The following is a 13,761-nucleotide window of genomic DNA, read 5'->3' on the forward strand; positions in this document are numbered from 1 at the left end:
CTTTCTTGGAATTGCGTCTGTGTTCACCTGCGATATAGGCTGCGCCGTGGCGCGAGGCGAGGGAAAGGTGCATCTGATGGGGCAAGTTGTGGTGATCGGAGCCGGACAGGCGGGCGCGTCCTGTGTGGCCAAGCTGCGCAGTCTCGGGTTCTACGGCGGCATAACGCTGATCGGCGCAGAGGCTGTGCCGCCCTACCAACGCCCGCCCCTGTCCAAGGCCTATCTGCTGGGCGACATGACGCTGGAGCGGTTGTTCCTGCGCCCCGAGAGTTATTATGCAGAACAAGACATCGGCCTGCGGCTTGGCACCTGGGTGTCCGCGATTGACACGGACGCGCAGACCGTGACCGCGGGTGACGAGACCCTGCCTTATGACCATCTGGTGCTGACCACCGGATCAATCCCGCGGCGCTTGCCCGCCTCCATCGGCGGCGACCTCGACGGAGTGTTCGTGGTGCGCGACCTCGGCGATGCCGACGCCATGGAGCCGGAGTTTCAGGCCGGGCGGCGCGTGTTGATCGTGGGCGGCGGATACATCGGCCTCGAGGCGGCGGCGGTCGCTGGGAAAAAGGGGTTGGAGGTTACTCTGGTCGAGATGTCTGATCGTATCCTGCAACGCGTCGCGGCCCCGGAAACCAGTGATTTCTTCCGCGCGCTGCACGCGGGCCACGGGGTCGACATCCGCGAAGGCGTCGGGCTGAAGCGGCTGATTGGTGACACGCGCGTGACCGGCGCGGAATTGACAGACGGCAGCGAAATCGAGGTCGATTTCGTGATTGCCGGTGTCGGGATTGCACCCGCCACCGCGCTCGCGGAAACGGCCGGATTGTCCATAGACAACGGGATCGCGGTCGATGCCCAGGGCCGGTGTTCGGCGGAGGGGGTTTGGGCCGCGGGCGATTGTGCATCGTTTCCGCATGCCGGCGGGCGCATACGGCTGGAATCCGTCCCGCATGCCATTGATCAGGCCGAATGCGTCGCGGCAAACATCATGGGTGCAGCGCAGGATTACACCGCGCGGCCATGGTTCTGGTCGGACCAGTACGATGTCAAATTGCAAATCGCAGGCCTGAACACCGGCTATGACCGGGTTGTCGTGCGCGATGGCGGGACCGCCAAGTCGTTCTGGTACTATGCCGGTGATCGGCTTTTGGCCGTGGATGCGGCCAACGACCCGCGTGGGTACATGATCGGCAAACGCCTCATCGAGGCGGGCAAGACTGCGCCGCCCGACATCGTCGCGGACCCCGATGGCGATCTCAAGGCGCTGCTGAAGTGAGGATTATCGCGGGTCGGTGGCGGGGGCTGCGGCTGTCGGCAGTGGGCAAGGGGGATTCAGGGGCGCATCTGCGCCCGACCCCCGACCGGGTCCGCGAAAGCCTGTTTTCCATGCTGACCCATCGCGGCGTCCTTGACGGCGCGCGCGTGCTTGATCTGTTTGCAGGCACGGGCGCGCTCGGGCTGGAGGCGCTGTCGCGCGGTGCGGCCTCTGCCGTTCTGGTCGAAAAGGGGCGTGTGGGCCAACGGCTGATTGCGGACAACATCGACCGGATGGACACCGACGCGGTGTCGTTGCTGCGCACAGATGCCACGCGGCTTGGTCCCTGCCCCGGCGCACCTTTCGACCTCGTTTTTCTTGATCCGCCTTATGGGCAGGGTCTGGGGGCCAAGGCGCTGCATGCGGCCCGCGACTGGATTGCACCGGGCGCGACCATCGTCTGGGAAGAAGAGACGTTCCAGAACGCGCCCGAGGGGTACGCCCCGATCGATCAACGCAAGTTTGGCGCCGTGCATGTCACGGTGCTGGAACGCGAACACACCGATGGCTGAGCTGGCCGATTACATAGGCGCCGGAGATGCGCTGCACCTTGAGGATGGTGCGGTTGTGTTTGCGCCGGGTGACGACGCCCGGGCATTCATGATCGTGACCGAAGGCACGGTGCGGGTGGAGCAGACCAACCGCGCCGGACGCACCGTTGTCCTGTACCGCGTCGCCGCCGGAGACAGCTGCGTCCTGACCTCGACCGCGCTCATGTCGGGGCGGGTCTATGCGGGCTATGGCTATGCCGAAGGGCACGTGACAGCACACGCGATGTCACCCACCCGGTTCCGGTCATTGCTCCAGACGGACACAGCGTTTCAACAGCTGGTCTTCGAAAGCTTTGCCGCACGTGTTGGTGAACTGACGGACGTGATTGATGACCTGCTGGAACACCGCACCGACCTGCGCCTTGCGCGCTGGCTGGGCCATGCACAGGGCCAGCATATCGAGATGAAGCAAGCCGACCTCGCACAGGAGCTGGGCACCGCGCGCGAGGTCATCTCACGCACGCTCAAAGCGTTCGAGGGCGAGGGCTGGCTCCGGCTTGAACGCCAGAAGATCACGGTGCTGAACCGCGCCGCCCTCCTGGCGCACGGAGATCAGGACACCATGTGACAAAGTCACTTACGCAGGGAAATGCGCAGGGTACGTGTGGTGTATCCGCTGCGGACCACTGAGGTCCGTCACGCGGACACCACATGTTTCCATGGCACCAAAGGAGATTGGTCATGACCCGTAATCTAGCGAATTGGGATCGCATCGCCCGTTTTGTCATTGGCGCATTGCTGATTGTTCTGGCGGCGACCGGTATGATCGGCGCATGGGGCTATCTCGGCGTGATCTTTGCCGGGACAGCCATGGTCAGCTTTTGCCCGCTGTACCGCATTGTCGGCCTCAAAACCTGTCAGGACTGCTGAGGCCGCGCGCGACCTTACGACTTGTACGTCGGGTGGAACATATCGGCCGGGGACAGGGTAAAGATTTCGACCCCGTCCTCGGTCACACCGACGGAGTGTTCGAACTGTGCCGACAGGGATTTGTCGCGCGTCACAGCCGTCCAGTCGTCTGACAATGTCTTTGTCTCAGGCCGACCCAGGTTCACCATCGGCTCGATGGTGAAGAACATGCCGGGCTCCAGAACCGCACCGGTGCCCGGACGGCCGTAATGCAACACGTTGGGCGGCGCGTGAAACACCTGTCCCAGACCGTGGCCGCAGAAATCACGCACGACGGACATCCGGTGGCTTTCCACAAAGCTCTGGATTGCATGACCGATGTCGCCAAACGTATTGCCCGGTTTCACAGTCTCGATCCCACGCATCAGCGCGTCATGGGTCACCTCGATCAACCGTTCGGCCTTGCGGGGCAGTTTGCCCGCAACGAACATGCGCGACGTGTCCCCGAACCAACCGTCCACGATCACCGTCACGTCGATGTTGAGGATGTCACCATCCTTGAGCGTCTTGTCCCCCGGAATGCCATGACACACCACATGATTCACACTGATGCAGCTGGCGTGCTTGTAACCCTTGTAGCCGATGGTGGCCGATTTTGCGCCCGCATCCTCGACCATCTGCGTGATGATTTCGTCGATGCGGCCCGTGGTCTGACCCGGGAACACATGTTCGGCCATCGCATCGAGAATGCGCGCCGCAAGCGCCCCTGCCGCGTGCATACCGGCAAAGTCTGCGGTCTCGTAGATGCGAATGCCATCCTTGGTCAGGCGGCCACGGCTTTCGTGTTTCACGGGGCGCTCCATCGTTTTGCGCGTTTGTTCAAGGGTATACTGCACTGCGGCGTATGACGCCACCAGTTGTCAAATCACCACATCAAGGGGGTCAGCGATGTCGACCCCCTTAGGCGTGATATGGGTGCCGATGCACATGGTGTCCACCCCCGCCGCACGCGCCGCTGCGTATGCCGCCGCATAGGCGGGGTCGATATCCTGTGCCAGCGTGAACCGCGCGCAATCGGTCCGTTGCACCAGATACAGCATCAGCGCCCAGTGCCCGGCGCGCGCCATGTCCGCAAGCTCCGACAGGTGCTTGGCCCCGCGGGCCGTCACGCTGTCGGGGAATTCTGCAAGGCCCGGCTGGCGCGACAGGGTCACGGATTTCACTTCGACATAGGCGTCCGGCAAACCCTCACCCTTCAGCAGGAAATCAATCCGGCTGTTTTGACCGTATTTCTGTTCTGGCTTCACGGTGGTGTAATCCGCAAGTGCAGGCACCGCACGCGCCTCCAATGCGGCGCGCAAGGCGCGGTTTGGCACCGACGTATCAACGCCGGTGAAATGTCCGTCCGCATGTTCCACCAGACGCCAGCCGTATTTGAGCTTCTTCTTGGGATCATCGTTGGGTTCCAGCCAGATGCGCATGCCCGGCTCCGCCAGCCCCATCATCGAACCGGGGTTGGCGCAATGCGCCACCACGTCCCGCCCATCGTCCAGCGTGCAATCAGCAAGAAAGCGTTTGTAGCGACGGATAAGGGTGGCGGGCACAAGATCAGTTTGAAAGCGCATGGGGCTGGGCCTATACCTCGGGGCGCATATGCTCAAGGAGGCCCGCATGCCCAACCCCACTGCCGCGATGCTGGTCATCGGTGACGAGATCCTGTCGGGACGCACGCGGGATGCCAACATGCACTACCTTGCCGGGCAATTGACCGAAACGGGCATTGACCTCAAGGAGGTCCGCGTGGTCAGCGATGATCGCGCCGCGATCGTGTTGGCGGTGCAGGTCCTGTCGGAACTCTATGACCACGTCTTTACCTCTGGCGGCATTGGCCCGACCCACGACGATATCACAGCCGATTGTATGGCCGACGCCTTTGGGGCGCGGATCGATGTGCGCGACGATGCCCGCGCCATTCTGGCGGCGCATTATGAAAAGGCCGGAACCGAGCTGAACGCCGCACGCCTGCGCATGGCGCGCATCCCCGATGGCGCGGGACTGATCGACAATCCGGTCTCCGCAGCGCCCGGATTTACCATTGGCAACGTGCACGTGATGGCGGGTGTGCCATCGGTGTTTCAGGCCATGGTGGCCAGTGTGCTGCCGACACTGACCGGTGGGCAACCGCTGGTATCGCGCACCTTGCGGATCGAACGGGGTGAAGGCGACATTGCAGGACCGCTCGGTGTGCTTGCCGAAGCGCATCCGGATCTCAGCATCGGATCCTACCCGTTCCAAAAGGACGGCAAATATGGATCGAACGTGGTGATCCGCGGAGTGGACGGCGCCGCGGTTGAGGCCGCGATTGACCTGCTCGCCACGTCATTCCCGGAATGAGTGACACGGCGCGCCTGCTGGATGCGGTGGAAGGCACATGGCCGCCCGCCCGTGCCATGCGCACCGGGCCATGGACCATCCGCGATGGCGCTGGCGGCGGCAAACGCGTCTGCGCTGCGACCGCCGAAGCACCGGTCACGGTGCCCGACATTGCCACCGCAGAGGACGCGATGACCGCGATGGACCAGCCGCGCCTGTTCATGCTGCGCGCGGGCGAGGCGGCGTTGGACGACATCCTGGCGGCGCGCGGTTATCAGGTGATTGACCCGGTCACCCTCTACGACGCGCCGGTCTCTCTACTGACGGACATCCCCATTCCGCGTGTCACCGCCTTTGCCATCTGGGAACCACTCGCCATCATGGTGGAGATCTGGGCCGCAGGCGGCATCGGACCTGAACGCCTAAACGTGATGCACCGGGCCGCCGTCAAAGCCGGCATCCTCGCCCGGCATGCGGATCAACCCGCAGGGGCAGGGTTCGTCGGGCTGCATGACGGCGTTGCAATGGTGCACGCGGTCGAAGTCCTGCCGCATCAGCGGCGCAAGGGGGTCGCAGCGTGGATCATGCGCCGCGCGGCCTTCTGGGCCGCCGAACAGGGCGCCGACAGACTGGCCGTGTTGTGCACCGACGCCAACGTCCCCGCCAACGCGCTCTATCAGAGGTTGGGTTTCAAGCGCGCCTGCGGCTATCATTACCGTATTCACCCGGAGGACATATGACAGACCAACCCACAGCGCTGGACTTGCCAGCCGTCGATCCGCTTCCGGAAGTGACACAGCGCTACTTCGACATCTGCGATGAAAAGCTGGGCTTTGTGCCCAATGTGCTGCGCGCCCATGCGTTCGACATCGACAAGCTGAATGCATTCACGGCGCTCTACAACGATCTGATGTTGGCCCCCAGCGGGCTGACCAAGCTGGAGCGGGAGATGGTGGCGGTGGTCGTTTCGGCCACGAACCGGTGCCACTATTGCCTTGTGGCGCACGGTGCAGCGGTTCGGCAGCTGTCGGGGGATCCGATGCTGGGTGAGGCGCTGATTACGAATTGGCGGGTGGCGGATGTGGACGACCGCATGCGCGCGATGCTCGCCTTTGCGGAAAAGATCACGCTGGCCTCCGCCACGATCGACGAATCCGACCGACAGGCGCTCCGGGATCATGGGCTGACGGATCGGGACATCTGGGACCTGGCAAACGTGGCCGCGTTCTTCAACATGTCCAACCGGGTGGCGTCTGCCACGGCCATGGTGCCGAACCCCGAATATCACGGGCAGGCCCGCTAAGCGGATGTGGCGCGCGGCTCTCCTGCTTCTGATGTTGGCCACAGCGCCGGTGCAGGCCCTGCAACTGGACCTGCCGGCCACCGCGCGCCTCACCGCACAACGGGACAGCGCCCTGTCCCAGATCGCAATGCCCGTGGCCCCCTTTGGCGCGGGTGGTCTGCCGACCACAGTGATCGAAGGACCGGTGCAACGCCGCGCCTACCGCGTGTCCAGCCCCGGGCTGACACCGTTGCAAATCCTTGCACCTCTGCGGGCGCAGGTCGAGGCAGCGGGATACGAAATCATACTGGACTGCGATCAGGACAGCTGCGGCGGTTTCGATTTTCGCTTTGCCATCGAAGTGCTGCCCGCGCCGAACATGTACGTGAACATCCGCGCCTACCATTTCCTTGCCGCACGTACGGCGGACGGAACGGCCGCGGTCACGTTGCTGGCCAGTTCGGCACAAAGCGCGGGATACATACAGATCGTCTCGGTCGGGGATGTGGCGCAGGCCACACCCTCCGCACCAATCCCCGCCCCTCAAGCGGCTCCGACGGCGGGTTTCATAGATCAACTCCTGAACACGGGTGCGGCGGTTCTGGGCGGTGTCGATTTTGCCGTCGGCACGACCACCCTGTCTGACGCCCCATCTCCGGATCTGGAGGCGCTGGCCGCCCTGCTCAGGGAACGGCCGGGTCTGCAGGTCGCGGTTGTGGGGCACACCGACACGTCTGGCGGGCTCGACGCCAACATCAACGTCTCGCGGGCGCGGGCGGCAGCCGTACGCACCCGGTTGATCGAAACATATGGCGCGGATGCCACGCGCGTGGATGCGGCAGGCATGGGATACCTCGCGCCACGCGCATCGAACCTGAGCGTCGAAGGCCGCGAGGCCAACCGGCGCGTCGAGGTGATCGTGGTGCGCGAAGACGGCTAGCTTCTGGTCAGAATGATCTGCTCTGCCCCGAAACGGTGCAACCTGCGGAGCTCGACAAATCCTACGCGCTGCAACATCCCCCAGGACCGCGCATTCGCGCTTTGCGTCTCGGCGATGATCCGGGGCAGTCCCAGGTCAGCCAGGCCGTACTGCACCAGCGCCTGCGCGGCCTCGGTTGCGAACCCCTGGCCCCATTGTGCCGGGACCATTTGATAGGACAGTTCGGTGTCCAACCCGTCCTTGTGCGGCGTCAGGGACATCAACCCGATCCGTTGCGCGCCGGGCACCGTGCAGACGATCCAGAACCCCGTCCCTGTTCGCAGCGCCTGCAGGACACGCGCCCGAAAGGGCTGCACCCCGCCAAGATATGCCCGCACGGACGGATCACCGGTCAGTCGAACGAGAAACGGCACATCCGCCCATGCCGCAGGGCGCAGCACAAGCCGTTGCGTGGCCAGGGTCGGAGCATTGCGCATGCCGGAACCCTAGCACGCCGAGACACCCGGAACAAAAAATGCCCCGATGTGCTTGGGACACACCGGGGCAGTTCAACCGAGGGGAGGTTGGTTGTTCGTGTTACCAGTCTGCCGGGCCTTTGTCGGCAAAGGCGTGGACTAGGAAATCAATGAAAGCGCGGACTTTGGGCTGTGTGAAGCGGCCGGGCGGGTAGACGGCATAGATGCCTTGTGTTTCCATGGGCAGGTCGGGGATTGCGTCCTGCACCAGACCCTTTTCCATCGCATCCGCATAGAGGAAGCTCGGCAGATATGCGATGCCAAGACCCGAGATCGCCGCATTCAGCAGAGATTGACCGTCATTGACGCTCAGCCAACCGGCGGTGCGCACCTGACGTTTTTCACCCGATGGCGCGGTCAGCTTCCACACGTTGCCCGACGATTGGTTCGAGTAATGCAGCAGTTTGTGTTCGTTCAGGTCGTCGATCTTTTCGGGACGTCCGAATTTCTTGAAGTATTCGGGGCTCGCGATCATCCGCTTGGTCGTCTCGGTCAGCTTGCGCGCCCGCAATGTGCTGTCTTCCAGCTCTCCGATGCGGACGGCCATGTCGAACCCTTCAGAGATCAGTTCCACATACCGGTTGTTGAGCACCATGTTCACGGTGATGTCCGGGAAATCCTCAAGGAATTCCGACAGCGCGGGCGACAGGTGGTTCACCCCGAAATCCGTGGCCACCGAAATGCGCAGAAGACCCGAGGGGGCAGACTGCATCGACGTGACCAACGCGTCGGCTTCGCCTGCGTCATTCAGAACGCGGCGGGCGCGGTCGTAATAGGCCAGGCCAATTTCCGTAGGCGACACGCGGCGTGTCGTGCGGTTCAGCAACCGCGCACCCAACCGTGCCTCAAGCGACGAGACGTGTTTGGAGACGGCAGATTTCGAAATCCCCATCTTCTTGGCCGCGTCTGTAAATCCACCCTGATCCACCACGGTGGCGAAGGCTTCCATTTCTGTAAGGCGGTCCATTGCCGGCCCTTTCATTGCTCTACTCGAGGAACAGCTATGAGGGCCAATCTGGGCAGGATCGGGGCAGTGGTGGGATAATATCGGGATGATTGTAGGGATCGTTGAAGGCACGGAAACGATCCGCCGCGCCTTCAACCGGGCTTAAATGGCGTCGCCGACACTCCAGCTTTGGAATGTTTCCGCCTCGGTCACAAGCGGCGCCTGATCCGTGCCGCCGATCAGCAGGAACCCGAAACCGGGCGTGTTCCACCGGGCCAGGTCCATGCCCTGCGCGGCCCCCATGCTGACCGGTTTGCCGTCCGGGCCCGCGGGGATGATGCACAGCGCAACGGGCGTGCCATCGTCCCGCTGATAGGCCAGCTGGACCAGCGGTTTACCGTTAAAGCCCAGCACCTGCGCCCGCTTGAAGGTCAGGCCCGGCGCCTCTGGCAATGTGGTCAGGTCGAGACCGACCGCTTGCGACACGCGGGCCAGCTGCGCGGCGCGCTCCGCCTCTGTTGCCGACACAGTGGCCAGCGTTTCGGGTGTGTAGAGCGATTGGTAGGATGCCACAAAGGCCGCCCAACCGGGCGGCGGCGCCGGTTCCGGCTGACCAAAGCCGGTGAACACCGCAACGGCAAGGCCTGCCGCCAGACCGGTGCCAAAGGTGCCAACGCCCCATCCCCACCCAAAACGGGAGGCCGGGGCCGCTTCGGGCGCAGGCACGGCTTCGGGCAACGCGGGCATCGCCGGTGCATCCTGCAACAGCGCGTCATACGCGTGCGACAACGCTGCGACCGGAAAGTCGAGTGCAGCCAGACGCGCGCTCAGCTCTGCGTCCGTTTCCAGCGCGTCACCGATGTCCACGGCCAGCGCATCGTCCGCTTCTCCGTCCAGGAACGCCGTGAGTTCTTCGTCTGTAAATGTTCGGTTCTGGGTCATGATGTCTGACCTTTAGCATCTGCCATTTCTTCACCCAGCCGTTTGCGTGCAGCGGCCAGGCGGCTCATGACAGTGCCGATCGGGATCTCCATTATCTCGGCCGCTTCCTTGTAGCTATAGCCTTCCACGTACACGAGGAAGACAGAGTGACGTTGTGCCTCAGGCAAGGCGTTCACCCTATTCAACACGTCACGCGCGATAATATTCGTGTCAGCAGATGGAGATTTATCAGGAAGGTCGATTTCTTCGACCGGAACAAGGCCACCACCGGTGCGCACCTTGCGCGATCGCAGCTCATTCAGCCAGATGCGTTGCGCCATGCGGAACATCCAGCGATCCAGATGCGTGCCCGTTTCGAATTGGTCCGCCTTGTCGAGTGCGCGCAGGCATGTGGTCTGGGCCAGATCATCGGCCCAGTCCCGCCGGCCGGTGAGTGCTACCGAATACCGCCAGAGGCGCGGGAAAACCGCGCTCATGCCGTCCCGAACCTCGCTGACGGAATCTTTAGGAGAAGTGCGAATAAAATCAGTCCCGGGGTGTTACAGTAACGTTAAGTCACCATGTTTCGGAGGAAATGGGAAATGAAAAAATTCGTGATCGGCCTGTGTATGGCCATTGGGCTGACATCCGCCGCTGCGGCGCAGGACACACCGTCGGCAGAAGGCGCCAGCGTCTATTTTGTTAACATCGAGGACGGCGCGACCGTGTCCGGCCCGGTCACAGTGGTCTTTGGCCTCGACGGTATGGGCATCGCACCCGCAGGTGTCGAATATGAGAATTCCGGGCACCACCACCTGCTGATCAACCGCGCGCCCATGGGTGAGGGTGAGGAAGGCGCCGAGGAATTGCTCTATGGTATTCCGGCGGATGAAAACCACATCCACTATGGCAAGGGTCAGACGCAAGCGACGCTTGATCTGCCTGCGGGCACCCACACCCTGCAACTGGTTCTGGGCGATCTCAACCACGTGCCCCACGTGCCGCCAGTCATGAGCGACGTGATCACGATCACAGTCGAGTAACACGCGTGCGTCGGCTCAAATCCACCTGAGCCGGCGCATCCACACCAGCGCCAGCACCGAGATCAGCACCATCGCGGCGCAGAGCGCAGCAAAAGCCCAGGGCGTATCAATCCCCGGCATGCCCGCCACATTCACACCGAACAATCCGGTGATAAAGCCAAGCGGCAGGAAAACGGCCGCGACAATGGACAGGATATATCCGTTGTGCCCCTGCTGCTGCGCGGCCTTCGCCGTGTGGTGATCCTGAACCGCCGTCATGCGCGCAATCAACGCGTCCAATTCCTCAACCGTCAGCTTGGCCACATTGGACAGTTCGCGAAACTGCGCGCGGAGGGGGTCAGACATCAGCGCGCTGTCGATGATGGTCAACGTCTCCAGCGCATCTCGCTGTGGCCCGAGATACCGGCGCAACCGAATGGCCATGCGCCGCTCTTCTGCCAATTCGGGCGGCAGCGGCGTGTCTTCGTCCACAACGGAATCCTCCATCGTGTCGACCCGTTCACCAAGATCGAAAACCGTTTCGCGCACGCGGCGCATCAGCAACCGAACCAATTGCGCGACAAACGCCAGTGGGCTGGCGGCACCCCGTCCCGCCTCGGCCTCTTGCCGCACTGTGTCGATGGCAAAGATCTTGCGCACCTGCACCGACACGATCAGCGTCCCGGTGACCCACATGCGCACGGCCACCATCTGATCGGCGGGACCATCATCGTTCAGGTTCACGCCCCGAAAATTCAGGATCAAACCGTCCCCATATGCATCACATCGGGGGCGTGTCTCGGCTGTGGTGAGCGCTGCGGCAGGAATGTCCGGCACGTGATCCGCCAGAAAGGCAGGCAGGTCGGGATCGCTCAGCTCAAAGTGCAGCCACCGGTATCCATCCGCCCGTGGGGCGTCGGAAACGGTGCCATCGGGGGCAATGTCAAAGGCGCAAAGGGGCATGATGCAACGCTACCGCTCGCGCCCATCACCTGCAACTAGAGCGTCGCGGCCAGGCGGGTGCCCTGATCAATCGCGCGTTTCGCATCCAGTTCCGCCGCCACATCGGCCCCCCCGATCACATGGCAGGGCTTGCCCATGGCCTCCAGCGCGTCGGCAAGGCTACGGTCCGGCACCTGACCGGCGCACAGGATGATGTCATCCGCCGCGATCACGCCCGGATTTTCGCGCGCCTCGCCGAAACTGACATGAAGACCCTCGGCATCAATACGTTCGTAGTTCACGCCCCCGACAAAGGTCACATCCTTCATTTTCAGCGCAGCACGATGAATCCAACCCGTGGTCTTGCCCAACCGCTTGCCGTGCTTTTCGGCCTTGCGTTGGAGCAGCGTCACCGCGCGGGCCGGTGCGTCCGGCTGTGGCCCTTGGGGGGCCAAACCGCCGCGATGCTCGGCCGGGTCGCTGACACCCCATTCGGTCATCCATTCGGGCAGGTTTTCCGTCGGGCTGTCACCTTCGTGCACAAGAAATTCGGACACGTCGAACCCGATACCCCCGGCCCCGACAACGGCGACTGTTTTACCGGGCGTCGCACGTTTCGTGAGCAAATCAATGTAGGAATGCACATGCGCCGCGTCCTGGCCCTCAATTTCCGGGTCACGCGGCAGCACGCCCGTGGCAATGATCACCTCGTCATAATCACTGAGCATCTCTGCCGTGGCTTCGGTGTCGAGCTTGAGCGTGACACCCGCCTCCGACACCATGGTGCGGAACCAATCCACAAGCCCACAGAACTCCTCCTTGCCCGGCACCTGCTTGGCGAGGTTCAGCTGCCCGCCAATCTCGGACGCCCGGTCGAACAGGGTCACGTCGTGACCCCGTTGCGCCGCCGTGATGGCCGTGGACAGGCCCGCAGGCCCGGCACCCACAACCGCAACGGTTTTCGATGTGGCAGCCGGTTCCACCACCAGCTCCGTTTCATAGCAGGCGCGCGGGTTCACCAGACACGAACTGATCTTGCCCGAGAAGGTGTGATCAAGGCAGGCCTGATTGCAGGCGATGCAGGGCGCAATCTGGTCTGACTGCCCGGCGATGGCCTTCGACACGAAATGCGCATCGGCCAGCATGGGCCGCGCCATGGACACCATGTCGGCGCAGCCGGTGGCCAGCACCTCTTCGGCAACCTCGGGCGTGTTGATGCGGTTGGAGGTGATGACCGGGATCGACACCTGCCCCATCAGTTTCTTGGTCACCCATGAAAATGCCGCCCGAGGCACAGAGGTTGCAATCGTCGGGATACGCGCCTCGTGCCAGCCAATACCTGTGTTGATGATCGTCGCCCCGGCCTTCTCAATCTCGCGCGCCAGTTGCGCAACCTCGTCAAAGGTCGATCCATTGGGCACGAGGTCAATCATGCTCAGCCGGTAGATGATGATGAAATCATCACCTACGGCAGCGCGCGTCCGTTTCACGATTTCGATCGGCAGGCGCATCCGGTTCTCATAACTGCCGCCCCAGCGATCGGTCCGCTTGTTGGTGTGCGTCACGAGGAACTGATTGATGAAGTATCCTTCGGACCCCATGATCTCGACCCCGTCATAGCCCGCCTCGCGGGCGCGGGCGGCGGTGGCGACAATATCGCTGATCTGCTTTTCAATCCCGTCCTCGTCCAGCTCTGCCGGTGGAAACGGCGAGATTGGCGATTTCACGGGCGATGGCGCGACGCATTTCGGACCATAGGCATAACGGCCCGCATGCAGGATCTGCATCGCGATCTTGCCGCCATTGTCGTGCACCCGCTGTGTCACGACGGCGTGGTTGGTCACATCCTCGGGCGTTGTCATCATCGCGGCACCGGGCAACACGGACCCCTCGAGGTTGGGACCGATCCCGCCCGTCACCATCAACGCCACATCGCCCCGCGCCCGTTCGGCATAAAACTCCGCCACCCGGTTCCAATCGCGCGTTTCCTCAAGACCGGTATGCATCGACCCCATCAACACGCGGTTCTTGAGCGTTGTGAACCCAAGGTCCAGCGGTGCAAGCATATGTGGATAGGCTGTCATAATGTCCTCCCGGTGGGC

The 13,761-nt window shown here is 63.0% G+C and carries 17 protein-coding genes; 9 read left to right on the top strand and 8 right to left on the bottom strand.

Annotated features, from left to right (window positions below; genetic code table 11):
- Positions 1–76 precede the first annotated feature (76 nt).
- The 4 genes from ACERHN_RS08445 to ACERHN_RS08460 all read left to right on the top strand — a co-directional run bounded on the left by ACERHN_RS08445 (position 77) and on the right by ACERHN_RS08460 (position 2,739).
- Positions 77–1,279: an NAD(P)/FAD-dependent oxidoreductase gene (locus tag ACERHN_RS08445; RefSeq protein WP_415922192.1), complete on the top strand. Its 1,203-nt coding sequence runs from the start codon at positions 77–79 to the stop codon at positions 1,277–1,279.
- Positions 1,276–1,830 carry a 16S rRNA (guanine(966)-N(2))-methyltransferase RsmD gene (gene rsmD / locus ACERHN_RS08450; RefSeq protein ID WP_415922193.1) on the top strand — a complete coding sequence of 185 codons (555 nt, stop codon included), beginning with the start codon at positions 1,276–1,278 and terminating at the stop codon, positions 1,828–1,830. Before ACERHN_RS08445 ends, rsmD begins: the two co-directional genes overlap by 4 nt.
- Complete coding sequence (locus tag ACERHN_RS08455) at positions 1,823–2,437, top strand: Crp/Fnr family transcriptional regulator (RefSeq protein WP_415922194.1); 615 nt, start codon at positions 1,823–1,825, stop codon at positions 2,435–2,437. The genes rsmD and ACERHN_RS08455 overlap by 8 nt, the downstream gene beginning before the upstream one ends.
- Before the next feature lie 113 nt (positions 2,438–2,550).
- Positions 2,551–2,739: a DUF2892 domain-containing protein gene (locus ACERHN_RS08460; protein WP_415922195.1), complete on the top strand. Its 189-nt coding sequence runs from the start codon at positions 2,551–2,553 to the stop codon at positions 2,737–2,739.
- Between the two features lie 14 nt (positions 2,740–2,753).
- Here the strand turns inward: ACERHN_RS08460 and map are convergent, their stop codons facing one another.
- Both map and sfsA read right to left on the bottom strand, forming a co-directional pair.
- Positions 2,754–3,581 carry a type I methionyl aminopeptidase gene (map, locus tag ACERHN_RS08465; RefSeq protein WP_415922196.1) on the bottom strand — a complete coding sequence of 276 codons (828 nt, stop codon included), beginning with the start codon at positions 3,579–3,581 and terminating at the stop codon, positions 2,754–2,756.
- Between the two features lie 57 nt (positions 3,582–3,638).
- On the bottom strand, positions 3,639–4,343 hold the full coding sequence (gene sfsA, locus ACERHN_RS08470; protein ID WP_415922197.1) for a DNA/RNA nuclease SfsA: 705 nt from the start codon (positions 4,341–4,343) through the stop codon (positions 3,639–3,641).
- Positions 4,344–4,389: 46 nt separating this feature from the next.
- Between sfsA and ACERHN_RS08475 the strand changes: the two genes are divergently transcribed.
- From ACERHN_RS08475 to ACERHN_RS08490, 4 genes are read left to right on the top strand one after another with little or no spacing between them, the layout of a single operon-like run.
- The gene (locus tag ACERHN_RS08475; RefSeq protein ID WP_415922198.1) at positions 4,390–5,112 is read left to right on the top strand and encodes a competence/damage-inducible protein A; all 723 of its coding nucleotides are present in this window, start codon (positions 4,390–4,392) and stop codon (positions 5,110–5,112) included.
- A complete protein-coding gene (locus tag ACERHN_RS08480) occupies positions 5,109–5,831 on the top strand; it encodes a GNAT family N-acetyltransferase (RefSeq protein WP_415922199.1) in 723 nt (240 codons plus the stop codon). Before ACERHN_RS08475 ends, ACERHN_RS08480 begins: the two co-directional genes overlap by 4 nt.
- Positions 5,828–6,394 (top strand): peroxidase-related enzyme, encoded by a 567-nt coding sequence (locus ACERHN_RS08485; RefSeq protein WP_415922200.1) that lies wholly within the window; start codon positions 5,828–5,830, stop codon positions 6,392–6,394. Before ACERHN_RS08480 ends, ACERHN_RS08485 begins: the two co-directional genes overlap by 4 nt.
- A gap of 31 nt (positions 6,395–6,425) precedes the next feature.
- Positions 6,426–7,313, top strand: a complete 888-nt coding sequence (locus ACERHN_RS08490) for an OmpA family protein (RefSeq protein ID WP_415922201.1) — start codon at positions 6,426–6,428, stop codon at positions 7,311–7,313.
- Here ACERHN_RS08490 and ACERHN_RS08495 read toward each other — a convergent pair.
- The 4 genes from ACERHN_RS08495 to ACERHN_RS08510 form a co-directional block, all read right to left on the bottom strand.
- Positions 7,310–7,789 carry a GNAT family N-acetyltransferase gene (locus ACERHN_RS08495; RefSeq protein ID WP_415922202.1) on the bottom strand — a complete coding sequence of 160 codons (480 nt, stop codon included), beginning with the start codon at positions 7,787–7,789 and terminating at the stop codon, positions 7,310–7,312. The genes ACERHN_RS08490 and ACERHN_RS08495 overlap by 4 nt on opposite strands.
- Before the next feature lie 100 nt (positions 7,790–7,889).
- Positions 7,890–8,795 (bottom strand): LysR family transcriptional regulator, encoded by a 906-nt coding sequence (locus ACERHN_RS08500; protein WP_415922203.1) that lies wholly within the window; start codon positions 8,793–8,795, stop codon positions 7,890–7,892.
- Positions 8,796–8,936: 141 nt separating this feature from the next.
- A complete protein-coding gene (locus tag ACERHN_RS08505; protein WP_415922204.1) occupies positions 8,937–9,716 on the bottom strand; it encodes an anti-sigma factor family protein in 780 nt (259 codons plus the stop codon).
- Complete coding sequence (locus ACERHN_RS08510) at positions 9,713–10,192, bottom strand: RNA polymerase sigma factor (protein ID WP_415922205.1); 480 nt, start codon at positions 10,190–10,192, stop codon at positions 9,713–9,715. The genes ACERHN_RS08505 and ACERHN_RS08510 overlap by 4 nt, the downstream gene beginning before the upstream one ends.
- 105 nt (positions 10,193–10,297) lie before the next feature.
- Here ACERHN_RS08510 and ACERHN_RS08515 point away from each other — a divergent pair, with 105 nt between their 5' ends.
- Positions 10,298–10,738 carry a DUF4399 domain-containing protein gene (locus ACERHN_RS08515; RefSeq protein ID WP_415922206.1) on the top strand — a complete coding sequence of 147 codons (441 nt, stop codon included), beginning with the start codon at positions 10,298–10,300 and terminating at the stop codon, positions 10,736–10,738.
- 15 nt (positions 10,739–10,753) lie between these two features.
- Here the strand turns inward: ACERHN_RS08515 and ACERHN_RS08520 are convergent, their stop codons facing one another.
- Entirely contained in the window at positions 10,754–11,680 is a 927-nt protein-coding gene (locus ACERHN_RS08520; protein ID WP_415922207.1) for a zinc transporter ZntB, read from the bottom strand.
- A gap of 35 nt (positions 11,681–11,715) precedes the next feature.
- Positions 11,716–13,743, bottom strand: a complete 2,028-nt coding sequence (locus ACERHN_RS08525; RefSeq protein ID WP_415922208.1) for an FAD-dependent oxidoreductase — start codon at positions 13,741–13,743, stop codon at positions 11,716–11,718.
- Between the last annotated feature and the right edge of the window lie 18 nt (positions 13,744–13,761).

Origin of the sequence: Tateyamaria rhodophyticola, assembly GCF_047777875.1 — a bacterium.
Taxonomy (GTDB): domain Bacteria; phylum Pseudomonadota; class Alphaproteobacteria; order Rhodobacterales; family Rhodobacteraceae; genus Tateyamaria.